This window comes from Tepidibacillus infernus, assembly GCF_048898065.1.
In the GTDB taxonomy this organism is placed as follows: Bacteria; Bacillota; Bacilli; order Tepidibacillales; family Tepidibacillaceae; genus Tepidibacillus_B; species Tepidibacillus_B infernus.
Genome location: NZ_JBLWFI010000001.1, coordinates 1 through 21530, shown reverse-complemented (window position 1 = coordinate 21530; position 21530 = coordinate 1). Strand labels below are relative to the sequence as shown.

At 37.4% G+C, this 21530-nt stretch carries 20 protein-coding genes, 15 tRNA genes, 2 rRNA genes and 1 riboswitch; of the genes, 4 read left to right on the top strand and 33 right to left on the bottom strand.

Features of this window, described 5'->3' with window-relative positions:
• Positions 1–252: 252 nt before the first annotated feature.
• Positions 253–489: a YczF family membrane protein gene (locus TEPIDINF_RS15215; protein ID WP_153011971.1), complete on the top strand. Its 237-nt coding sequence runs from the start codon at positions 253–255 to the stop codon at positions 487–489.
• On the opposite strand, the gene TEPIDINF_RS00180 is transcribed toward TEPIDINF_RS15215, so the two are convergent.
• Positions 427–1533: a GerAB/ArcD/ProY family transporter gene (locus tag TEPIDINF_RS00180; protein WP_421691112.1), complete on the bottom strand. Its 1107-nt coding sequence runs from the start codon at positions 1531–1533 to the stop codon at positions 427–429. The genes TEPIDINF_RS15215 and TEPIDINF_RS00180 overlap by 63 nt on opposite strands.
• A 149-nt stretch (positions 1534–1682) precedes the next feature.
• Here TEPIDINF_RS00180 and map point away from each other — a divergent pair, with 149 nt between their 5' ends.
• Positions 1683–2435, top strand: coding sequence for a type I methionyl aminopeptidase (gene map / locus TEPIDINF_RS00175; protein ID WP_255421879.1), 753 nt, complete (start codon positions 1683–1685; stop codon positions 2433–2435).
• Between the two features lie 49 nt (positions 2436–2484).
• On the opposite strand, the gene TEPIDINF_RS00170 is transcribed toward map, so the two are convergent.
• The gene (locus TEPIDINF_RS00170) at positions 2485–3774 is read right to left on the bottom strand and encodes a BaiN/RdsA family NAD(P)/FAD-dependent oxidoreductase (protein WP_421691111.1); all 1290 of its coding nucleotides are present in this window, start codon (positions 3772–3774) and stop codon (positions 2485–2487) included.
• Between the two features lie 102 nt (positions 3775–3876).
• Here TEPIDINF_RS00170 and TEPIDINF_RS00165 point away from each other — a divergent pair, with 102 nt between their 5' ends.
• Positions 3877–4401 carry a gamma carbonic anhydrase gene (locus tag TEPIDINF_RS00165; RefSeq protein WP_068727335.1) on the top strand — a complete coding sequence of 175 codons (525 nt, stop codon included), beginning with the start codon at positions 3877–3879 and terminating at the stop codon, positions 4399–4401.
• A gap of 78 nt (positions 4402–4479) precedes the next feature.
• Here TEPIDINF_RS00165 and TEPIDINF_RS00160 read toward each other — a convergent pair whose 3' ends face one another.
• Positions 4480–4977 (bottom strand): DoxX family protein, encoded by a 498-nt coding sequence (locus tag TEPIDINF_RS00160; protein ID WP_068722581.1) that lies wholly within the window; start codon positions 4975–4977, stop codon positions 4480–4482.
• 458 nt (positions 4978–5435) lie between these two features.
• Positions 5436–6296 carry a DegV family protein gene (locus tag TEPIDINF_RS00155; RefSeq protein WP_068722579.1) on the bottom strand — a complete coding sequence of 287 codons (861 nt, stop codon included), beginning with the start codon at positions 6294–6296 and terminating at the stop codon, positions 5436–5438.
• A 172-nt stretch (positions 6297–6468) separates the two neighbouring features.
• Between TEPIDINF_RS00155 and TEPIDINF_RS00150 the strand changes: the two genes are divergently transcribed.
• The gene (locus tag TEPIDINF_RS00150) at positions 6469–6612 is read left to right on the top strand and encodes a hypothetical protein (RefSeq protein WP_421691110.1); all 144 of its coding nucleotides are present in this window, start codon (positions 6469–6471) and stop codon (positions 6610–6612) included.
• 110 nt (positions 6613–6722) lie between these two features.
• On the opposite strand, the gene TEPIDINF_RS00145 is transcribed toward TEPIDINF_RS00150, so the two are convergent.
• The 29 genes from TEPIDINF_RS00145 to TEPIDINF_RS00005 all read right to left on the bottom strand — a co-directional run.
• Positions 6723–8126, bottom strand: coding sequence for a SpoVR family protein (locus TEPIDINF_RS00145; protein ID WP_069797828.1), 1404 nt, complete (start codon positions 8124–8126; stop codon positions 6723–6725).
• 14 nt (positions 8127–8140) lie between these two features.
• The gene (yhbH, locus tag TEPIDINF_RS00140; RefSeq protein WP_421691109.1) at positions 8141–9292 is read right to left on the bottom strand and encodes a sporulation protein YhbH; all 1152 of its coding nucleotides are present in this window, start codon (positions 9290–9292) and stop codon (positions 8141–8143) included.
• A 16-nt stretch (positions 9293–9308) separates the two neighbouring features.
• Positions 9309–11204 (bottom strand): PrkA family serine protein kinase, encoded by a 1896-nt coding sequence (locus TEPIDINF_RS00135; RefSeq protein ID WP_068722572.1) that lies wholly within the window; start codon positions 11202–11204, stop codon positions 9309–9311.
• A gap of 219 nt (positions 11205–11423) precedes the next feature.
• Positions 11424–11912 carry a metallophosphoesterase gene (locus TEPIDINF_RS00130; RefSeq protein ID WP_068722569.1) on the bottom strand — a complete coding sequence of 163 codons (489 nt, stop codon included), beginning with the start codon at positions 11910–11912 and terminating at the stop codon, positions 11424–11426.
• A 127-nt stretch (positions 11913–12039) separates the two neighbouring features.
• Entirely contained in the window at positions 12040–12762 is a 723-nt protein-coding gene (locus tag TEPIDINF_RS00125; RefSeq protein WP_068722567.1) for an HAD family hydrolase, read from the bottom strand.
• 39 nt (positions 12763–12801) lie between these two features.
• Positions 12802–13266, bottom strand: coding sequence for a tRNA (uridine(34)/cytosine(34)/5-carboxymethylaminomethyluridine(34)-2'-O)-methyltransferase TrmL (gene trmL / locus TEPIDINF_RS00120; RefSeq protein WP_068722565.1), 465 nt, complete (start codon positions 13264–13266; stop codon positions 12802–12804).
• A gap of 140 nt (positions 13267–13406) precedes the next feature.
• On the bottom strand, positions 13407–13913 hold the full coding sequence (locus TEPIDINF_RS00115) for an amidase domain-containing protein (protein ID WP_068722563.1): 507 nt from the start codon (positions 13911–13913) through the stop codon (positions 13407–13409).
• 87 nt (positions 13914–14000) lie between these two features.
• Complete coding sequence (locus TEPIDINF_RS00110) at positions 14001–14534, bottom strand: methylated-DNA--[protein]-cysteine S-methyltransferase (protein ID WP_068722561.1); 534 nt, start codon at positions 14532–14534, stop codon at positions 14001–14003.
• A 44-nt stretch (positions 14535–14578) separates the two neighbouring features.
• Positions 14579–15736 (bottom strand): tRNA epoxyqueuosine(34) reductase QueG, encoded by a 1158-nt coding sequence (queG, locus tag TEPIDINF_RS00105; RefSeq protein ID WP_069799800.1) that lies wholly within the window; start codon positions 15734–15736, stop codon positions 14579–14581.
• Between the two features lie 104 nt (positions 15737–15840).
• Entirely contained in the window at positions 15841–16422 is a 582-nt protein-coding gene (locus TEPIDINF_RS00100) for a ribonuclease H family protein (RefSeq protein WP_069799798.1), read from the bottom strand.
• A gap of 620 nt (positions 16423–17042) precedes the next feature.
• Positions 17043–17312, bottom strand: a complete 270-nt coding sequence (locus tag TEPIDINF_RS00095) for an HU family DNA-binding protein (protein ID WP_068722552.1) — start codon at positions 17310–17312, stop codon at positions 17043–17045.
• A 24-nt stretch (positions 17313–17336) separates the two neighbouring features.
• On the bottom strand, positions 17337–17726 hold the full coding sequence (locus TEPIDINF_RS00090; protein ID WP_421691108.1) for a hypothetical protein: 390 nt from the start codon (positions 17724–17726) through the stop codon (positions 17337–17339).
• Between the two features lie 77 nt (positions 17727–17803).
• Positions 17804–17889: riboswitch (cyclic di-GMP riboswitch) on the bottom strand.
• Positions 17890–18114: 225 nt separating this feature from the next.
• Positions 18115–18200 (bottom strand) — tRNA-Leu (locus TEPIDINF_RS00085).
• 12 nt (positions 18201–18212) lie between these two features.
• Positions 18213–18289, bottom strand: a tRNA-Arg gene (locus tag TEPIDINF_RS00080).
• Between the two features lie 63 nt (positions 18290–18352).
• Positions 18353–18441: transfer RNA gene (locus TEPIDINF_RS00075), tRNA-Leu, on the bottom strand.
• A gap of 19 nt (positions 18442–18460) precedes the next feature.
• Positions 18461–18534: transfer RNA gene (locus TEPIDINF_RS00070), tRNA-Cys, on the bottom strand.
• A gap of 76 nt (positions 18535–18610) precedes the next feature.
• A tRNA-Gly gene (locus tag TEPIDINF_RS00065) sits at positions 18611–18685 on the bottom strand.
• 18 nt (positions 18686–18703) lie between these two features.
• Positions 18704–18778, bottom strand: a tRNA-Gln gene (locus tag TEPIDINF_RS00060).
• A gap of 5 nt (positions 18779–18783) precedes the next feature.
• Positions 18784–18859 (bottom strand) — tRNA-His (locus TEPIDINF_RS00055).
• 11 nt (positions 18860–18870) lie between these two features.
• Positions 18871–18944 (bottom strand) — tRNA-Trp (locus TEPIDINF_RS00050).
• Positions 18945–18950: 6 nt separating this feature from the next.
• Positions 18951–19034 (bottom strand) — tRNA-Tyr (locus TEPIDINF_RS00045).
• 48 nt (positions 19035–19082) lie between these two features.
• Positions 19083–19158: transfer RNA gene (locus TEPIDINF_RS00040), tRNA-Thr, on the bottom strand.
• 8 nt (positions 19159–19166) lie between these two features.
• A tRNA-Phe gene (locus TEPIDINF_RS00035) sits at positions 19167–19242 on the bottom strand.
• Positions 19243–19302: 60 nt separating this feature from the next.
• A tRNA-Asp gene (locus tag TEPIDINF_RS00030) sits at positions 19303–19379 on the bottom strand.
• A 16-nt stretch (positions 19380–19395) separates the two neighbouring features.
• Positions 19396–19471: transfer RNA gene (locus TEPIDINF_RS00025), tRNA-Val, on the bottom strand.
• Between the two features lie 93 nt (positions 19472–19564).
• Positions 19565–19657, bottom strand: a tRNA-Ser gene (locus tag TEPIDINF_RS00020).
• A 2-nt stretch (positions 19658–19659) separates the two neighbouring features.
• Positions 19660–19735: transfer RNA gene (locus TEPIDINF_RS00015), tRNA-Asn, on the bottom strand.
• 7 nt (positions 19736–19742) lie between these two features.
• Positions 19743–19859, bottom strand: a 5S ribosomal RNA gene (gene rrf, locus TEPIDINF_RS00010).
• 136 nt (positions 19860–19995) lie between these two features.
• Positions 19996–21530, bottom strand: a 23S ribosomal RNA gene (locus tag TEPIDINF_RS00005); the annotation flags it as partial.

The window sequence follows — 21530 nt, the reverse complement described above, 5'->3', positions numbered from 1 at the left end:
TTTTCCCTCCTTCTTTTTTATTCCCTCTCCTCATCGTATTCTGCATTCGCCTAAAAGGTGTTAGCAAAACCCACAAAAGTAACGTCTTACTTCGTAACAAATTCCTATTACTTTTGGGGAGAAATTTTTTACCATCTGAAATGTCACTCATCTACCTAATTGCTAAACGAAAAATGCAACAAAAATGGCTTGTTTTAATATTTCCATCAATAAAGGGAAAAATAAAACCATCACATAGAAAAGAGGAAAAAAATGAAAGTGAAAGGTTTAGGAATCTTTTTGCTCTTGCTTATTTCATCTTTAAGCATCGATATCTTGATGGATATATTAATGGGAATACCACTGAAAAAGGCTACCAATCAAATGGTCGAGGCTATTTTACACATGAATCTAAGTGAATTAATTGTTCTAATTATCCTGTTTTTATTAACCATTCTTCATTCGATGTTTCGTTTTCAAACGATTTCGAATCAAAGTCACAACGAATAGAAGAAAAGGAATCCCTACTTGAAGAGGAAGATGAAGATAATAGGGAACAATTTTTAGACCTTCTTCTAGGTGTTCCGAAATATTACTTGCTATTAGGATTGAAGAAAGAAGAATGATAAAACCAATTGGAATAAGCAGTTGATTCTTGTTTTTTATTTTAAACAAATCTGCTGTTCCAAGAAGAGCTGCATAATAAAAAACCGAAACTTTAAAAAAAACGCCGAATAATAATATGATAACCGCAATCGCATCTAAGCGAGTTAAAAAATCAATATGTATTAATCCAACAGTTTGGATGAGTGGAAATAGAGAGTTTTGAATTTCATAGGTTCCAAGAACCATAATTTCTAGAACAAGTACACTGCTTATCAGAAGGCCACTAAAAACCATTCCTGCCAATCCTGTTTTTAATGCCATTTTCTTTTGGCTGAGATTAGGCAGGATCATCGTAAATACGATCATTTCTCCAAAGGGAAAGGTAAATGTTAAGGGAAATGCTGTTGTGAGAACCGATTTCCACCCATCTCCTAAAAATGGCAATAATCGATTCCATTCAATCACTTTAGAGAAATAAAGAAACGCAGTGATAAAGACTGTTGAAAGAATAATGGTTGGAATAAAGAAAAATTCAGCTAGTCTTCCTAATTCTTCTATTCCCTTTCCTATCGCATAAGCTACAGATACAATCATAAACATATTTACAATCAATAAAGGGGTATTACCTAGTAAGGTAACCCCAACTAAGCTACCAAAATCCCTTAAGTCTCTTGAAGCAATATAAATAAAATATAGAACGTATATGATTCCAATGAGCCAGCCTAAATATTTACCTAGAATCATTTGCGAATAACTAATCAAAGGTTTTTCAGGAAATTTTTGATATAGATAATGGTAAAGTAAAAATAATGGTATACCAGCAAACATTCCTATCAGAATGGCTATCCAAGCTGCCTGCTTCGCACCAGAACCGGTACCAACAGCAATAGCGGTACTCGATTCAAAAAAGACGATCAATGTAAATAATTGATAAGGATTAATATTCACTGCTTGTACTCCTTTATGTTTAATCTCCATTTTTTTAGTTTTGACATTAGCCTTTTTATTCATTCACAAAGTCAAAAAATGATGTAGAAAGAAGTAGATACTGCATAAAATAGTGATATGACCTTAAAATTAGAAATGGAGGTTTATCTGTGAACACCAAAAGTGAAAAAGAAATCAGTATGATGAAAAAAGCAGGGGAACTATTAGCTTCTTGTCATAAAGAAATTGCTAAAATGATCAAACCAGGAATCACTACTTTAGAGATTGACCTATTTGTTGAGGATTATTTAAAAAAACATGGGGCTACACCAGAACAAAAAGGATATCGAGGTTATCCCTTTGCTACTTGTGCATCTGTGAATGATGAAATTTGTCATGGTTTTCCTAATGCAAACCCATTAAAAGAGGGAGATATTGTTACTATTGATATGGTGGTTAATTTTAATGGGTATCTTGCTGATTCGGCATGGTCTTACCCGGTTGGGAAAATCTCCAAAGAAGCTAAGGAATTATTAGAAGTGACAAAAGAAGCTTTATACCGAGGAATACAAAAAGCAGTGATTGGAAATCGCTTAGGAGATATTGGTTACGAGATTCAAAGTTTTGTAGAATCGAAGGGATTTTCAGTGGTTAGAGATTTTACCGGGCATGGTTTAGGTCCAACGATTCACGAAACTCCCTATGTCCCTCATTTTGGAACCCCTGGGAAAGGGACTAGATTAAAAGAAGGAATGGTCATTACAATTGAGCCTATGATAAATATCGGTTCTTACCAAACAAGAATGGAGCTTAACGGATGGACGGCTAAAACAGTAGATGGAAGTTTATCTGCACAGTATGAACATACCATTGCCATCACAAAAAAAGGACCACTTATCTTAACTGAACAAGCGGAAATTTAGTGTTACAAGCAACTTGAGCTTAAGCAAACATATACAGAATACCGTTCAACTATGGTTGCTGAATCGCTTCTTCTGCCGCACTTTTTCCAGCCACATGACCTGTTACAAAAGCTGCTGTAATGTTGAATCCTCCTGTATACCCATGTACATCCAAAATCTCTCCACAGAAATAAAGACCTTTCATTTTTTTTGAGGCCATTCGTTTTGGATCCACCTCTTTGATGGATACTCCACCACCGGTAACAAAGGCTTGTTCAATCGAGAGAGTACCATTTACTTTGAAGGTAAAACCTTTGATTGTCTTAGCTAACCATCTTATTTTTTCCTTTGCTAAATAAGCATAAATCATATCAGATTCAATACCTATATGGCCTAGTAAAAATAACAAATAACGTTCTGGAATATAGCCTTTCAGAGCGTTTTTGATTGCCTTTTTTGGCTCCTTTTCCAGAACTGATGTGATCTCTTGTACGACGTCTTCTTCATTTTTATCAGGAAAAAGATCAATCATCATGGTAACAGTACGATCGTTTGACTTTTTCAATTCTTTTACAACAAATTGACTACAACGTAATGCTGCAGGCCCACTAATTCCAAAATGGGTAAAAATCATATCCAATTGATGTGTTACGATAATCTTTCCCTTCTCATTTAAAACAGAAAGGCCCACATTTCGTAAAGATAAGCCTTGTAATACTTTTTCTTGGATAAATGATTCGCTTGAGGTAATTGGTACTTCTGTCGGATACAGCTCTGTAATGGTGTGCCCAGCTTTTTCTACCCATGCATACCCATCACCGGTCGAACCCGTTTGGGGGACAGATTTCCCACCTACTGCTATAATCACTGTTTTTGCTAGAATCACTTCCCTATTTTTTAATTCAATTCCAGTTGTACGGCCATCATGATAATGAACAGTCTTAACTGAAGCATTTGTGCGAATCTCTACCCCTAGCTCTTTTACCCTATTGACTAAAGCATTGACCACGGTTTGAGCCTTATCAGTAGCAGGAAACATTCGCCCATGATCCTCTTCTTTCAGCGTTATTCCCAGTTTCTCAAAAAAGATAATAATATCTTCATTGTTAAACATTGAAAATGCACTATGTAGAAATCGCCCATTACCCGGAATATGTTGAATAAGCTCATTCACAGGCATCCGATTAGTTACATTACAGCGGCCACCACCAGATATGCCTAATTTACGACCTAACTTGTTTCCCTTATCGAGAAGAAGAACCTTGGCCCCCTTTTCAGCAGCTGCAATTGAAGCCATTAATCCTGAAGGTCCACCACCGATCACAATACAATCGTACATCCAAGCCTCACCAACTTTCATTTGTATATCTTTATCATTTTTTGCTACACTTATTGTAAAAAAACTTCTATCGACTTTCGTTGAACCAAGAATAATGATTTCAAAAGGTGTGATAAATCAATGATACTATACAACTATAAAGGAAAAAGTCCATTAATTGCAACTAGCGCATTTATTGCAGATTCCGTAGTCGTTACCGGAGATGTAACGATCGGTGAAGAATCTAGTATTTGGTTTCATACAGTGATCCGAGGAGATGTAGCACCTACGATCATCGGTAATCGTGTTAATATCCAAGATCACTCTGTTCTTCATCAAAGCCCTAATACGCCGCTCATCATTGAAGATAATGTAACAATAGGACACCGTGTTCTTCTCCACAGTGCAACGATTAGAAAGGGTGCCCTTATTGGTATGGGATCCATTATTTTAGATGGGGCTGACATTGGTGAAGGTGCAATGATTGGTGCTGGAAGTCTCGTTCCACCTAGAAAAAAAATTCCTCCATACACCTTAGCCTTCGGACATCCAGTTAATATCATAAGACCATTAACGGAAGAAGAAATAAAAGAGATGGAACGAATTCGAAGAGAATATGTAGAAAAGGGACAATATTACAAATCAATTTCACCACGATTGAAAGGATAGTTGTTCATTAAGATCACGCAAATAACCCTCCTAAAAACAGGAGGGTTATTTTATGGAAGTGAAATTTATGAATGTTTTTTACGCTTCTAATGTTGCATCTTTTTTAACTGCTTTTTTAATGTAAGGAATAATCCAACGATCTAAGCCAATTTTACCTGCGTTAAATCCTGCAACCAAAATGAAAATAGTGAGTAAAGACATTTGTACGTTTGTGCTTGTAGAACCACTAAACATAAATGCATAATTCATTAAGATACCAAAGAATGCTGCCGCTGTCGTTAATGCTCCAAGGATAAGTCCTAAACCTACTAAAAATTCACCGTAAGGGACTAAGAAGTTGAATAATCCTACGTTTGGAATAGCAAATGCGTCTAAGAAATTTGCCCACCAACTTTGAACTACTGGATGATCACCTGTTGCCTTTTTTACAGCTCCCATTAAAAATCCTTGTGCATTGAATGGTTCTGCACTTGTAAGCTTATGCCACCCTGCTTGAATCCATTCATACCCTAGATAAAGACGAACAAGAGTTAAAACATAAGAAGCATACACATTTTCCTTTAAAAATTTAATCATTTTCTTTCCCCTCCTATAAATTTTTTTAAAATATAAGTCCTATTACTTTCGAAGTCATTCTAATTTAGAATAACTTCTTTTCAATTCTGATTATAAACCTATCATCACAATTCTACCATAAGTTTGATTAAATATTCACAAAATAGCCACATTTTGTGATGAAATTGTGAGGGGTTCTTTATTTAATTAAAATAGTAATAATGTTTTTCCCAATGAAAAAATAACTCTTCTTTGAAGGTAAAATACCTGTTTGTGATATATTTCACAAAATAAGAAAGGTTTGTATATTCCATCGCGCTCCGTCATCCGTGCCCTTCTATGAATAAAGATTACGGAGAAAATGACAAATGGAAGAAAGTTATACTTTTTTAATCTTTAAAAAAAGAGTATATCCTTTTTCACTAAGATTTTCTGGGTCATAATATTCATCAAAAGAAAAACTAAATTTCGTTTAAGTATTATTTTGCCTCTTTATTCAGAAAAAAAACAGAAAGGGTCCCTGGACCCGCATGAGCTCCAATGACAGCTCCAATGATATTTACATAAAATTTATCTGTTCCAAACTTCTCTCTAATCATTATTTTTAGTGTTTCTGCACCCTCTTCATCATCCCCATGACAAATCCCAATGGTTTGCTCTCGAAGGTTGTTACCCCTCTCTTCCATCAGTTCAATCATTCGTTTAAAAACCCTTTTCCTACCACGTATTTTTTCAATTGGTACCAGCTTTCCATCCTCAACATTAAGAACTGGTTTTATGTTTAATAATCCTCCAATAATCGCTGCTGTTCGGCTAACTCTTCCACCACGATAAAGGTATTCTAAATTATCAACCGTGAATACATGTTCCATATGTTTCGCATAAAAATCGATGGCTTCCAAAATTTCAGCTTTACTTTTCCCATCAGCAGCCAGTTGAGCAGCTTTTAAAACGACAAGGCCAAGACCAACTGAAGCACATTTTGTATCGAAAATCTCACAATCAAAATCAGGGTATTCTTCGAGCACCTCATTTTTAATCATGACAGAAGATTGATAGGTACCAGATAGACCTGATGAAAAAGCAATATATATACAGCTAGTTTTTTCTTTTGCATATTTTTCAAAAACATCTTTAAAACGTGTTAATAAAGGCTGTGACGTCTTATATACGTTTCCTTCCCTCATACCCTGAAATAACTCATTTGGTTGAATCGTAACCCCATCTTCAAATTGTTGATCATTTAAGAATACTTGTAATGGTATAACATCAATATTATATTGCTCTATCACATTTTTAGATAAATCTGCAGCACTATCTGTAATAATCTTGATATTCATCACGATCTTACTCCTTTAGAGTAATTTTTTATTACTCATATTTTTAAATAGAACTATATCATTAATGGTAAGTTTATACAATTGATTGGATAGAGAATTGAGAATCGTTAAAAAAACTCCTTATAATTAGGTTTGTTAGACCTGTCCAAATCCTAAATTAAAAGGAGAGCCTATGGCCAAGGATAACACAAATACAAATTGGGGATTGGCATATATAGAACATGTAAAGGAGGTTTACGGGAAGAAAAAAAGAGCAGCAACTTTAAGAATTGAATATTTAATGATTAAGAAATTGTTTTTGATAATAAAAAAATAAAAACAGAGCTGAATTTTCATTTTCGGCCCTGTTTTTATTGATTTTTAATTTAGAATACAAAAGGGCAAACTCAAAAGTAATGTTAACTTTTGAGTTTGCCCTTTTTACCATTATAAAAACTTCCTAAATGTCTTCTTTCCATCATAGGAAAATAACACAGGTCTGTTTTCAACGAATGTTTCCAAGTGAACCGTTCGTCCCCATAATTTGTAAACATGGGGCAAAGTCTTTTCTAAATACAGGATATCTAGTTCTATTCCCTCGTAATGGTGTTTCAAATAAAGCTCCCCATTTTTAAGATAATCTCCATTTTCCACAACAATGTATGGGAATCCACCATTTACTTTGGTCTGAACCAGTTGGTCACGAACTTTCTCCCAATCCTTTTCGACAATTACCCATTCATTCCCACGTTTTTGATATAAATATAGATCTAGATCGTTCACAAGTTTTTTCGTAAGGTAATTTCGTAAAAAGGAGATATCTGCATCTATTTCCCTTACTTCAAAGATTTTCTTTCTTCCTTCTCCTGGCTTTCTTCCTAATTGCTCTTGTTCCTCTTTTGTAGGATGATCCCACCGTTTTTCAATATCTTCAAAGATTTTGACGCCAAGATAATAGGGATTGATTGATGTTCTTGAAGGCTGTACAACGCCAGCGTTTAACTTAGCAAATTCAATGGTTTCTTCTTCATTTAAATCAAGTTCACGTAGGATTCGCATATGCCAATACGAAGCCCACCCTTCGTTCATGATCTTTGTTTCAATCTGCGGCCAAAAATATAGCATTTCTTCACGGAGCATGGTCATAATATCTCGCTGCCAATCTTTTAAAACTCGACTATATTCTTCACAAAAGAGAACAATATCCTTTTCCGGGAAAGGAGGAAACTTCTGCTCTTCATCGGTTTTCACTAATGCTGTTTCATTGGTTTTATCGATTTTCCATAAATCATCATACTCACTTGTTTTTTTCGGTTTAGGTTTCTCATCAATCTTTCTTTCCCGATCCTTCTTTTTAAACAAACTTGGATCTATATGCTCCTGAATGGCCAATACGGAATCGATAAATTCCTCAACTTCTTGTCTGCCATATTCTTTTTCATAATGGCGTATCCTGTCTGCTGTTCTAGCCATGCTCTCTACCATATCCCTTGGTGTGTTCATAAAACGAATATTGTTTTTGAAAAAGTCCGAATGGGCCAAAACATGAGCCACAATCAGCTTATTTTGAGTGAACGTATTTCCTTCTAATAAAAAGGCATAACTTGGATTATTGTTGATTACCAACTCATAGATTTTGCTTAGTCCTAGATCATATTGAAGCTTCATTCGATGAAAGGCTTTACCAAATGACCAGTGAGAAAAACGGGTTGGCATTCCATAAGCGCCAAAGGTATAGATAATCTCCGGTGGACAAATTTCATAGCGCATTGGAAATGGATCAAGTCCAAATCCTTTGGCAATTTCCGTAATCTCAGCAATTGCCTTTTCTAATTCGTTCATATCGATCATCACACTCAGACCTCCTATTCTGCGGCCTGAGGCTCTTTTTTAGTAAAAAATGTTCTCAAAGCCTGATAAACCTCAGATTTTTCCCGAATCACCGCGTAGATGAATTTCTCATCTTTTATATTCTTGTAAACGTTCATTAGAGTAGAATGGCGATTATACTGATTTACTTCCCCATACCCAAACATATTTGAACGTTTCATCAGTTCTTTCACATAATAAACGCTTCTTTCATTATCTGAAGTTAAATTATCTCCATCGGAAAAATGAAAAGGATAGATATTGTAACGATCAAGTGGATATCGTTTGTCGATAATTTCAATCGCCTTGCGATAAGCAGATGAGCAAATCGTTCCTCCACTTTCACCCCGTGTAAAAAATTCCTCTTCTGTCACTTCTTTTGCTTCAGTATGATGAGCAACAAATACAATTTCAACATGTTCATATTTTGTTCTTAGAAAACGCACCATCCAAAAGAAAAAGGTTCTAGCAATATATTTTTCAAACATCCCCATTGAACCACTTGTGTCCATCATGGCAATCACCACTGCCTTTGAATGGGGGATGATAATTTCTTCCCATGTTTTAAAGCGCAAGTCATCGTTTGAAATTTGATGGATTTTCGCTTCTCCTTTTAAACTATTTCGTTTTAAGTTTTCAAGAATCGTTCTTCTTTTATCGATATTCCCCATTAGGCCTTTTTTGCGTACATCATTAAAGCGAATTTCCTCTACGATTATCTCTTGATTTGGCTTTCGCTTTAAATGAGGTAGTTCAAGGTCTTTGAATAACATTTCTTCAATCTCTTCCACTGTAATTTCTGCCTCATAAATATCTTGACCTGGTTGGTCACCTGCTCCCTGACCTTTCCCTGGTTCTGGAGTTGCATCTCTTCCTAAAACATCACCGACTTTAGAATCTCCTTTTCCTTGCCCACCTAATTTTTGTTTATGGTAATTATAACGAAAGCGGTATTCGTCTAGTGAGCGAATGGGTATTTTTACAATTTCTTTCCCATTGGATAAGATAATATTTTCTTCACTAACTAGATCAGGAAGGTTCTTCTTTATTGCTTCACGAACTTTTTCTTTATGCCTCATCTGATCCTCATAACCTTTGCGGTGTAGTGACCAATCTTCCTTAGACACGATGAAAAGGGGGTCTGTCATTTGTTTCCCTCCTTTTTTAGCGATTTAGGAGGCTACCCACATACTTCAATAATTCATTGGAACATACAGGGCAATACCCATATTTTTCAATTAGGCTTTTACTCACTTCGTTTATTTTTTTTAACTGATTTTCGTTTGGCGTTTTTGTTGAAGTTGTGATCTTTACAACATCTTTAAGATCAGCAAATAATTTTTTCTGAATTGCTTCTCTTAAACGGTCATGACTTTTATAATCAAATCTTTTTCCTTTGCGTGCATAAGCAGAAATCCTAATCAAAATCTCTTCTCTAAAGGATTTTTTGGCATTTTCAGAGATCCCAATTTGCTCTTCAATGGATCGCATCAATCGCTCATCAGGTGGTAGTTCCTCATTGGTGATTGGATCTTTTATTTTGGAGTTATTCACATAGGCCTCTACATTATCTAGATAATTTTCCATTAAGGTTTTTGCTGATTCTTCAAAAGAGTAAACAAATGCTTTTTGTACTTCAGTTTTTGCTGCTTCATCATATTCTTTTCTAGCAATAGAAATATAATTTAAATATTTTTCTCTTTCTTCTCGAGTGATAGAAGGATGTTGATCCAATCCATCTTTCAATGCCCTTAATAAATCTAGAGCATTGATACATTTTACTCCTTCTTTTATTAAAGCACTAGAAATACGATTGATCACGTATCTTGGATCGATTCCTGACATACCTTCATCAGGATACTCATTGTGTAATTCCTCTAGATCCGCCTCATTAAACCCTTCTACATCCTGACCATCGTACAAACGTAGTTTCTTTAAAATATCCATTCCTTGTTTCTTAGATTCTTTAAGACGAGTTAATATGGAGAATATGGCAGCTGTATTTAAAGCATGTGGAGCGATATGAACATCATTGATTTCACTTTGTAAGATTAGTTTCTTATATATTTTCTCTTCTTCAGTGACTTTTAAATTATAGGGGATGGGCATTACGATAATTCTGGATTGCAAAGCTTCATTTTTCTTATTGCTGATAAAGGATTTATATTCTGCCTCATTCGTATGGGCCACGATCAATTCGTCTGCACTAATTAAGGCAAAACGCCCTGCCTTAAAGTTTCCTTCTTGAGTAAGAGATAATAAATGCCATAAGAATTTTTCATCAGACTTTAGCATTTCTTGAAATTCCATTAAACCGCGATTTGCTTTGTTTAATTCACCATCAAATCGGTAAGCTCTTGGGTCTGATTCTGATCCATATTCAGCAATCGTAGAGAAATCAATGCTACCCGTTAGATCAGCAATATCCTGAGATTTGGGGTCAGATGGAGAAAAGGTTCCGATTCCTATCCGCTTATCTTCAGAGAATAGGATTCTTTCTACTTTGACATTTTCTATTTTTCCTTGATATTCATTTTCAAGTTGTAGTTGACATAACGGACATAAATTCCCTTCAATTTTAATCGCAAATTCTTTTTCAAATTCAGGCCTTAAATCGTTTGGTATTAAATGCAAAGGATCTTCATGCATGGGACATCCTTTGATACCATATAATGCTCCTTCATCTGTTCTTGTATATTTTTCTAGTCCTCGTTTTAACATTGTAACAATTGTCGATTTTCCACCACTTACTGGTCCCATCAAAAGTAAAATTCTTTTTCTCACATCCAAACGTTTAGCAGCTGAGTGCAAATATTCTTCGACTAATCGTTCAATCGCTTTATCTAATCCAAATAGTTCTGTACTAAAAAATTCATATTGTTTATTACCATCAACTATTTTCTTTCCTTTGTTTGCAATCATCTGATAAACTCGAGAATGAGCTGTCTGAGCTACATGAGGACGTTCTTTTACAATTTGCAAATAATCTACAAAAGTGCCTTCCCAAGCCAACTCTTTTTCCTTCGCACGATAATCGGCTATTTGCTTTAATATATCCATAGTAGCCTCCTCTCCTCATCACACAAAATGTAATAAACCTAAAACATAAGATGGGAATTATTTTGTTTTTTCTACTACTATATTCTAAACAAAAAATAACATGATGGATTTCCATAGCTAACCTTGTTTAATTTTAATGTATGCTTATTGATATGCTTTGTTTCCTCCTCAAACTATAAAAAAAATCCAGATGTATTTATATTTATACATCTGGATTCTTTAAAAGTAGTGAATCTTGGCTTGAATCTTATCATCTAAAATGATTTCACCATATGAATACTTTGGACTTCTTCTTTTATCTGTAGGTGAACCAGGATTAAAATACAGTACACCATTTTCCCATTCTTTAAACGCTTGGTGACTATGTCCAAAGATAACAATATCAGCCTTTTCATTAGCAAATGCTTGTTTTGCCCGTTGTAAGGTGGTTCCATATACACCATCGCCATGAATGAGTCCAATTTTATATTTACCTATGTCAATGATTTTCTTTTTTCCTAATCGAAATAAGATTTCCGGACCATCATTATTTCCTGCAACTGCTTCAAGACGAGAAGATAACGCTTGTAAATCATAAAGGATATCTATAGAGGTAAAATCCCCGGCATGAATAACCATGTCACTCTTTTCGATTGCTTCATAAAGAAAATCTGGCAATGAAGTAGATTTTCTAGGCAGATGGGTATCAGAAATCACGGTTATTTTCATCTCGACTTCCCCTTTTCGCTTTTATTCAAACCACTATCATAAAAAGATAGATATTTTACAGTATTATAACATAGAATAAGTTTGTATATTCTAACGCGCTCCGTTGTCCATGTATCTATGCTTTACTTTAAAGTGCAAAAACTCCTTTTTTAGCTTTTATATCTTCTTTTAACTCTTCAAGTGATCCTTTTTGATGGACTTCATAAGTTAAGGTCCCACGATCAATTAAATAATCTGTTACTAAAAATGTTGGCATCCCTAGTTTGCTAGCAATCATATCTTCTTGCATATCATTACCAATCATCATCGCTTCTTGTGGTTCCACTCCAATTTTCTCTAAAATCTCTAAATAGTATTTTGGCTGGGGTTTACAGAAATGAGATTCTTCATACACCGTAACTAAATCAAAAGGAAAATCTAATAAATCCAGCCATTTTAAACGTTCATAAATAGCTGCTTTTGGGAAAACAGGATTGGTGGCAATCACTACTTTTCTTCCTTGTTCTTTAGCGATTTCAACAATTTCTTTTGATAGGGGAGAGGGGTTGGTATGTATTTTTAACAAAGGAAATTCTTCTTCATAAAAGCGAACGAATGTTGGCCAAATATCTGATTGCTGGATCCCTGTCCTTTTTACAAAAGAGTCAATAAATACTTGCTCATTAGTAAGATTATGATCTGTATTTTTTATCATATCATTCGTTGATTCCCAGATTATTTTTATAAAGGCTTTTGGATCTAGAAAAGAAGCAACGTTTGGTGCTAATGCTCTCATATATTGTTCTATAAATTGATCGGTATTCATCGGTAATAAAGTGCCATCTAAATCAAATAATAATGCTTTTGCCATATGAACCTCCACTATTTTCTTTATTGATTGGTTATTAGATTATTTTAAATAAGGAAAATTGAGTTGCCTAAGCGCTTCATAAACAATGATGGCCGCTGAATTAGACAAATTTAGTGAACGAATCAGTTCTCCCATTGGAATGGTGATCGTCATATCCCAATTTTTTTTCAAAATATCCATAGGTATTCCTGCGGTTTCCTTTCCAAAAACCAAAAAGTCTTCATCCTGGTATTGGACATCGGTATAAAAACGCTCTGTTTTTGTTGTAGCATAAAAAAAACGTCCTTGAGGGTATGTATCATATAACTCTTGAATCGAATCGTAGTATTTAATATCAACAAAATGCCAATAATCTAAACCAGCCCTCTTTAGCATTTTATCATCCGTTGAAAAACCTAGGGGTTTAATTAGATGTAATCTAGTACCAGTAGCAGCACAAGTACGTACAATATTTCCTGTATTGGCTGGAATTTCGGGTTCATGTAATACGATATTTAGTGCCAATTCTCCTCACCTCTAAATCAGTCTATCCCATCAATACCTTACATTATACTACAACAAGATCATGCTCACAAAAGTGAAGATATTCTTTTAAAAAGAATAGGCTCATCTATTCTAAGACAAGCCTTTCTCTGAACTAAAAATTAAAATTGATCTACAATATGAAAATATTTATATTGAGTCTTTTCTGTCCAAGCATAAGAATCTTTGTATGCCCAATTTCGTTTGATTGAATTTACAGTATGGGCATTTACTAATGGCATTCCAATAGGATCTATGGCTGTAACAATGGTATTATGTTGCCACTTACCATCTCCATCAAAATCATAACAAATGACATCACCAATCGTTAGTTGCTCTGGGGATTTAACTTCAATCGCTCTTAACCCTGTTCTACTAGTCTGTAGGTACCATCGCAAGCTGTGAGCAACAGCCCAGCTATAGCTCCAACGGTCAGACTTATTCCCATTTCCTTGATACCACCATCCTTTTCCCTTTTGTCCTAAACCTGTCATAGGCGCTCCTCCTGCCCAAAGACACTGGGAAACATAGTTGGTACAGTCTACTTCAAAAGTTCGAAATCTAGGATTATAACTATTCCACCATCGGTCAGCATATTCAGCGGCCTTTTTACGGTTATAAACCCCCACTTTTACCACCTCCTATGCCCATCTCTATGGTGTTCAAGATGTAAATAGAACAAAAAAGAAAGGATACTCTCCTTTCTTTTATTTCAGTTATTTATCTTTGGGTAGATAACCTTCTAACTGAAGCAGATATTGCTTAATCTCTATTCCCCCACCATAGCCTACTAAATTACCGTTTGACCCGATTACACGGTGACAAGGTACAATAATAGGAATCGGGTTATTGTGGTTTGCACCACCAATTGCTCTAACCGCTTTTGGGGCATTCATTTGAATTGCAATATCTTTATAGGTTCTTACTTCTCCATAAGGAATCGTTAATAAAGTTTCCCAAACTTTTTTCTGGAAGGGTGTACCATATAATTCAATAGCAATATTAAATTCCGTTCTTTGCCCGCTAAAGTATTCTATTAATTGTTGGATAACGGTATTTAACTCATTTTTTGCTTCTACGATTTGATCTGTACCTATCCATTGTTTAACCCATCTTTTTAGCAAAAACAAACTATCCTCAATCATACCAAATTCAATCCAGCAAACACCATTTGTTGTTGCAGCAATGGTTAGAGGTCCAATCGGTGAATCCATCTCTTTATAATAAACCATCTTAGATGATTCTTTCATCCTATCCCCTCCAAGAGGTTGTTTCTCCTTATCATACCGATTTATTATGTTTTTAGCGAACTTAGTATACCTTCATTTGCAAGCTTATTTAATGATCTTATGATTTCTTGCAGTACTTTGTCATCTTTTTCTTTAATTTTCGCTTGAAGCAATATTTCTTCTACTTCTTTTCCCCCTATTTTCCCTAAAGACCACGCTGAGGTTTGGCGGATCACTGGCCTTTCATCATTGATTAAAAGATCCTTTAATAGAGGTAATGCTGTTTTATCTTTAAAATGAGCTAAGGCAATTATCACATTTCTTTGAATCGGTTTCTTTCCCCTCCAAGCAGCTGCCGTCTGTCTCCAAGTTTCTTTAAATTCTTTATTAGAGATTGTTAATAAAGGCTTCAACAAGGGTTTCGCCAATTCAGGATTAGGTAAGGTCTTTTCTTGGTGGCCAAAGTTTATCCCTTTATTTTTAGGACAGACAATTTGGCATGTATCGCATCCATATAATCGATTCCCTAACTTTTCCATTAGTTCTTCTTCTAACATATCTTTTCTCTGTGTGATATAGGATAAACATCTTTTTGCATTTACTTGGCCAGCCTGAACAATAGCTTGAGTAGGACATGCATCTAAACATCTTGTACAGTCTCCACATTGATTTTCCATAGGATGATCTTCAGGAAAAGAAATATTTGTTATCATTTCCCCAAGATAGACATATGATCCGAATTCAGGGGTTATGAGCAAAGAGTTTTTTCCGATCCAACCAATTCCTGCTCGTTCAGCTACAGCATGATCAGACAGTACTCCTGTATCTGTCATAGCCACATATTCTGCGTCAGGCACCATTTGTTTGAGATATATTCCTAATTGGTTTAGTTTCTCTTGAAGAATTAGATGGTAATCAATTCCCCATGCTGAACGGGCTACAAAGCCTCTATATTCCCCTTCTACTCCCTTTGGTGGCTGTGGGATCTTAGAAGGATATGCAATAGCAATGGCAATGATTGATTTTGCATTTTTTAGTGTAAATTTTGGATTTACACGCTTATCAATGTCTTTTTCTTCAAAACCTGATTCATACCCTAATTCACGATGACGATGTAGTATTTTTTCTAGTTCCCTAAATGGTTCTGCAGAAGTAAATCCTATCTTATCTATTCCAATTTGCTGTGCATAATCTATCACTTTTTGTTTTAGTTTCTCATTCATTACAACCACTCAATTCTATATATTAGAATTAATCTGAATAAGATCGGCTTTTATTATAACCTAAGCAGCATATTGGATTAAAGTCTGTAAATCTTGGTTATTTTTCATTTGATCTCTTGATATAGATATTGAAACCTTTCATCTTTATCTGCTAATTTTTGGATAGTATCAACCAAGAGTTCGTAATTTTGATAGGAAAGCGTAATTGTCTTCTTTTTATCTATTTTTTCAGATTTAGGACTTTTGGAGGATGGAATAGCTGCAACCGCAATCTGATCGGCCATTTCATTCCACTTATTCCCTGAATGTCCCTTTACTTTTTCCCATTCAACTACCCTCTCTTCTACCAATGGTAAAAGTCGTTTCCATAGATCCTGGTTTTCTACAGGTTTTCCTTGTGAAGTGATCCAGCCTTTTTTTATCCAAGATTTTAACCAATTTTGTTGAAAGGCATTGATTAGATAGGCTGAATCGGAGTATATTTTGACTTTACTCCCTTTTGGGGTATTTTTTAACGCCTCAATGGCAGCAGTTAATTCCATCCGGTTATTTGTTGTAGAGATTTCTCCGCCAGAAAACTGTCTACCATCCAAAAAAACAGCTCCCCATCCTCCTGGTTGGCCACCAGCTGCTTGATTGTTCGCACATGCACCATCTGTATAAACCTCGTATTTTTCGATGTTCATTTTTTCCTCCTATATACGTCATATTTCTAACTTTATTTTTTAAGTTTCCCTCTTTTTTCGCTTTAGTTCTACAAAAATCCTCTTAAACGATAAAATCCAAATGTGTAAATTAGCCCACAAAAGTGAAGACTACCTTCGAAGCGTAATCCGAGTACTTTTGTGGGGCCCCATTAAAATAATGAAAAGAAAGTTATATTTTTTTATCTTTTTAAAAAAAACGCGACCCTTCGTCCTTAAGGAACGAAAAACCGCGTTAGTCCTAGCGATACTTATGTAACTTGATTAAGTCGACAAAGTTCTACATTTGTAACGACAAAATATAATATACCATGTCTTTTGTCCTAGGGCAACCTTTTCATAATAAAAAATTCACAAAAAATTAATAACTTCTTCATTTTAATTATTTCTCTTTAATGTTTTCATTTAATCACCAATTTCTTTCCTATAGTTACTATAGCAAACATAATTTAACCATTGATTAAATCGCTGTTAATTTGTAAAATAAGAACAGACCAATTTAAACAATGAATTGGTTGGGAGTTATTGCCCTGTTTTTCATTTGAAAAATAGGGTCTTTTTTTTGCCTTAAAAAATAGATAGGGGAAAACCCCTATCTATTTTTATACACGCTCTTTTAATGCTTTGCCTGGTTTAAAAGCTGGCACGTTTCTTTCTTTTATTTGAATCGTTTTGCCAGTTTGAGGATTCCTTCCTTTGCGAGCACTACGCTTACGGGTTTCGAATGTTCCAAAACCAATAAGTTGAACTTTTTCACCTTTTGATAATGATTCACTAATTGCCTCAACAAGTTCCTTATAGACTGCATCTACATCTTTCACTTTGATTCCTGTGTTCTTAGCAATTTTTTGAACTAACTCTGTTTTGTTCATTTGATTTACCTCCGCTTTTTTAAATTATAAAATACATTTTTTTAAACTGTCTGTAATAAGATCATTTAAGTACTTTCTTGCCTCATCCTCGCGTTTAAAAACCACCTCCTTAAATGGAAGTTGGTTTAAGGAAATTAAGGTTTGCATTCGTATATAGTTGCGAAAATCTACAAGGTAAGCTAACCCAACCAATCCATGACTTTTTATTTGATGAATCAATTGAAAAATGATCTTTTTATCATCAGGTAAAATATATCGAATCAAGCGAATGTCAACTAAAAAAACAAAAGGTTTCCCCTGAAGTAAAAGTAAATTCTTCTCAATAAGTTCTAGGAGTATCATTACACTGTCTTCTCTTCGATAACTCCATTCAATTCTATTCTCTGAAGGATAAGCGATAATGGGATGTTCCAACCTTAACAACCCCCCTACTTTACTTAAAAACATTTTAAACAAAAAAATCCCCCGAAATAGAGGATCATTCTTCAAATTTCGGCAACTGGCTGGCATAGTGTAAAACACCTTAGCCCCTTTAGCTTTGCGGCCCTATTTTTCAATAGGTGTGCCATTATCTTTTTTCCTTTCAATTCGACATTTATTACCAAATTCCTTCTAATCTCGCTAAAATTTTTAATCGGTCTCCCTTTTTCGAGTATATTATTTACAAATCGGTGGAGGCGTTGAAATATATACTATACCCGTTAAAACAAAAAAGCCAATACTCTGAATTACCCAAAGCATTGGCTTGAAGTTTATTAATTATGTATGGCTCACTCTAAGAGTACAACAATCCTTTTTGATATGGTGCCGGTGAAGGGACTCGAACCCCCACTCCTTTAGGGAACGCGATTTTGAGTCGCGCGCGTCTGCCAATTCCGCCACACCGGCATATTGTATCAATGGCGTGCCCTGAGAGATTCGAACTCCCGACCTTCTGATTCGTAGTCAGACACTCTATCCAGCTGAGCTAAGGGCACAAATATATATTCAATATTTATCCAACAAGGATGATTATTTGAAGTCGTATTAGAAAATTAATGTGGTGCCGAGGACCGGACTTGAACCGGTACGATAGTCACCTACCGCAGGATTTTAAGTCCTGTGCGTCTGCCAATTCCGCCACCCCGGCATATTTAATTTATTATTTATGGAGGCGGCAACCGGATTCGAACCGGTGGTAAAGGTTTTGCAGACCTCTGCCTTACCACTTGGCTATGCCGCCAAAATGCAGCACCCTACAGACACAACAATTTACTTCAATCAATGAAGTTAACTCGTTGTCTTACTCAGAATTAATATGGAGCGGACGACGAGATTCGAACTCGCGACCCTCGCCTTGGCAAGGCGATGCTCTACCACTGAGCCACGTCCGCCAATCCAATAATAAAAAATGGCTGGGCTGGCAGGATTCGAACCTGCGAATGACGGAGTCAAAGTCCGTTGCCTTACCGCTTGGCTACAGCCCATTAAATGGGGCGACCAGTGGGAATCGAACCCACGGATGCCGGAGCCACAATCCGGTGCGTTAACCACTTCGCCATGGCCGCCACAAATACAATGGCAGGGGTGGCAGGAATCGAACCCACACTAACGGTTTTGGAGACCGCTGTTCTACCGTTAAACTACACCCCTTTAGGATGGTGGAGGGGGTAGGATTCGAACCTACGAAGCTTCCGCAACGGATTTACAGTCCGCCCCATTTGGCCACTTTGGTACCCCTCCAAATATAAAAAATTATATTCACTTCAACGTAGTCACACTCAATATAGATGGTGCCGGCGAGAGGACTTGAACCCCCAACCTACTGATTACAAGTCAGTTGCTCTACCAATTGAGCTACACCGGCAAAACAAGTGGTGGTTCGGGACGGAATCGAACCGCCGACACGAGGATTTTCAGTCCTCTGCTCTACCGACTGAGCTACCGAACCTAATTCATGACAAAAATTATAGTATCATGAAACAAGTTGCAATGTCAATGTCGAAAAATATGGCGGAGCTGACGGGATTCGAACCCGCGGTCTCCTGCGTGACAGGCAGGCATGTTAGGCCTCTACACCACAGCTCCAAAATACTTAAAGAAATGGTGGACGATGACGGGATCGAACCGCCGACCCCCTGCTTGTAAGGCAGGTGCTCTCCCAGCTGAGCTAATCGTCCATACTAGAAATTTAGAGATTAATTCGTTGGAGGTTAGATTAAAAAATAATTATAATACGAAACAGCACTATATCTAACTTCTCACATCTAAAGTGGCGGAGAGGGTGGGATTCGAACCCACGAGACGCTTTTTAACGCCTACACGATTTCCAATCGTGCTCCTTCGGCCATCTCGGACACCTCTCCACTGGCTCCTCGTGCAGGACTCGAACCTGCGACAACTCGGTTAACAGCCGAGTGCTCTACCAACTGAGCTAACGAGGAACATTATGCCTGGCAACGTCCTACTCTTCCAGGACCCTTCGGTCCAAGTACCATCGGCGCTGGAGGGCTTAACGGTCGTGTTCGGGATGGGAACGAGTGTATCCCCTCCGCCGTCATCACCAGGCTTGCAGGATGCAAGTCGTTCGACGTTGTCACATGGACGTGACGGATTTTAGTCGAACTTCTTTAAACATGCCTACTTTATATTAAGATTTTGAAGGAATCTTTGTACCTTCAAAACTAGCAGCAAGAAAAGTAATTAGGTTAAGCCCTCGACCGATTAGTATCCGTCAGCTCCATACCTTACGGTACTTCCACACCGGACCTATCAACCTTATCATCTTTAAGGGGTCTTACTGGACTAACTCCATGGGAAATCTCATCTTGAGGGGGGCTTCACGCTTAGATGCTTTCAGCGCTTATCCCTTCCACACTTAGCTACCCAGCGATGCGCCTGGCGGCACAACTGGTACACCAGCGGTGTGTCCATCCCGGTCCTCTCGTACTAAGGACAGCTCCTCTCAAATTTCCTACGCCCGCGACAGATAGGGACCGAACTGTCTCACGACGTTCTGAACCCAGCTCGCGTACCGCTTTAATGGGCGAACAGCCCAACCCTTGGGACCTACTTCAGCCCCAGGATGCGATGAGCCGACATCGAGGTGCCAAACCTCCCCGTCGATGTGGACTCTTGGGGGAGATAAGCCTGTTATCCCCAGGGTAGCTTTTATCCGTTGAGCGATGGCCCTTCCATGCGGAACCACCGGATCACTAAGCCCGACTTTCGTCCCTGCTCGACTTGTATGTCTCGCAGTCAAGCTCCCTTCTGCCTTTACACTCTGCGAATGATTTCCAACCATTCTGAGGGAACCTTTGGGCGCCTCCGTTACTCTTTAGGAGGCGACCGCCCCAGTCAAACTGCCCACCTGACACGGTCCCTCATCCCGTTTAGGGATGTAGGTTAGAATTTCAATACGATCAGGGTGGTATCCCACCGTTGCCTCCACCGAACCTGGCGGTCCGGCTTCTATGGCTCCCACCTATCCTGTACAAATCGTACCAAAATCCAATATCAGGCTACAGTAAAGCTCCATGGGGTCTTTCCGTCTTGTCGCGGGTAACCTGCATCTTCACAGGTATTACAATTTCACCGGGTCTCTCGTTGAGACAGTGCCCAAATCGTTACGCCATTCGTGCGGGTCAGAACTTACCTGACAAGGAATTTCGCTACCTTAGGACCGTTATAGTTACGGCCGCCGTTTACTGGGGCTTCGGTTCAAAGCTTCGTCACTTAATGTCACTAACCTCTCCCCTTAACCTTCCAGCACCGGGCAGGCGTCAGCCCCTATACTTCGCCTTGCGGCTTTGCAGAGACCTGTGTTTTTGCTAAACAGTCGCTTGGGCCTATTCACTGCGGCCTCCTCGGGCTTTCACCCTATCGAGGCACCCCTTCTCCCGAAGTTACGGGGTCATTTTGCCGAGTTCCTTAACGAGAGTTCTCCCGAGCGCCTTAGGATTCTCTCCTCACCCACCTGTGTCGGTTTACGGTACGGGTACCTTCCTCCTCACTAGAGGCTTTTCTTGGCAGTATGAAATCAGGGACTTCGGTACTTTATTTTTCCCTCGCCATCACGGCCTAGCCTTGAGTCTACGGATTTGCCTATAGACTCAGCCTCACCGCTTGGACGTGCATTTCCAATAGCACGCTTCCCCTATCCTTCTGCGTCCCCCCATCGTTCAAACGGAGGAAAGGTAGTACAGGAATTTCAACCTGTTGTCCATCGCCTACGCCTTT

Bases quoted from the DNA above. Each gene is read 5' to 3' on its own strand.
- TEPIDINF_RS00145 (WP_069797828.1), bottom strand. From the start codon at position 8,126: ATGATCGATATGAACGAATTAGAAAAGGCAATTGCTGAGATTACGGAA.
- TEPIDINF_RS00095 (WP_068722552.1), bottom strand. From the start codon at position 17,312: ATGAACAAAACAGAGTTAGTTCAAAAAATTGCTAAGAACACAGGAATC.
- TEPIDINF_RS00110 (WP_068722561.1), bottom strand. From the start codon at position 14,534: ATGAAAGAATCATCTAAGATGGTTTATTATAAAGAGATGGATTCACCG.
- TEPIDINF_RS00135 (WP_068722572.1), bottom strand. From the start codon at position 11,204: ATGGATATATTAAAGCAAATAGCCGATTATCGTGCGAAGGAAAAAGAG.
- TEPIDINF_RS00155 (WP_068722579.1), bottom strand. From the start codon at position 6,296: ATGAATATCAAGATTATTACAGATAGTGCTGCAGATTTATCTAAAAAT.
- TEPIDINF_RS00150 (WP_421691110.1), top strand. From the start codon at position 6,469: ATGGCCAAGGATAACACAAATACAAATTGGGGATTGGCATATATAGAA.
- TEPIDINF_RS00100 (WP_069799798.1), bottom strand. From the start codon at position 16,422: ATGAACATCGAAAAATACGAGGTTTATACAGATGGTGCATGTGCGAAC.
- TEPIDINF_RS15215 (WP_153011971.1), top strand. From the start codon at position 253: ATGAAAGTGAAAGGTTTAGGAATCTTTTTGCTCTTGCTTATTTCATCT.
- TEPIDINF_RS00160 (WP_068722581.1), bottom strand. From the start codon at position 4,977: ATGATTAAATTTTTAAAGGAAAATGTGTATGCTTCTTATGTTTTAACT.
- yhbH (WP_421691109.1), bottom strand. From the start codon at position 9,292: ATGACAGACCCCCTTTTCATCGTGTCTAAGGAAGATTGGTCACTACAC.
- TEPIDINF_RS00170 (WP_421691111.1), bottom strand. From the start codon at position 3,774: ATGAAAGTTGGTGAGGCTTGGATGTACGATTGTATTGTGATCGGTGGT.
- queG (WP_069799800.1), bottom strand. From the start codon at position 15,736: ATGAATGAGAAACTAAAACAAAAAGTGATAGATTATGCACAGCAAATT.
- TEPIDINF_RS00125 (WP_068722567.1), bottom strand. From the start codon at position 12,762: ATGGCAAAAGCATTATTATTTGATTTAGATGGCACTTTATTACCGATG.
- TEPIDINF_RS00130 (WP_068722569.1), bottom strand. From the start codon at position 11,912: ATGAAAATAACCGTGATTTCTGATACCCATCTGCCTAGAAAATCTACT.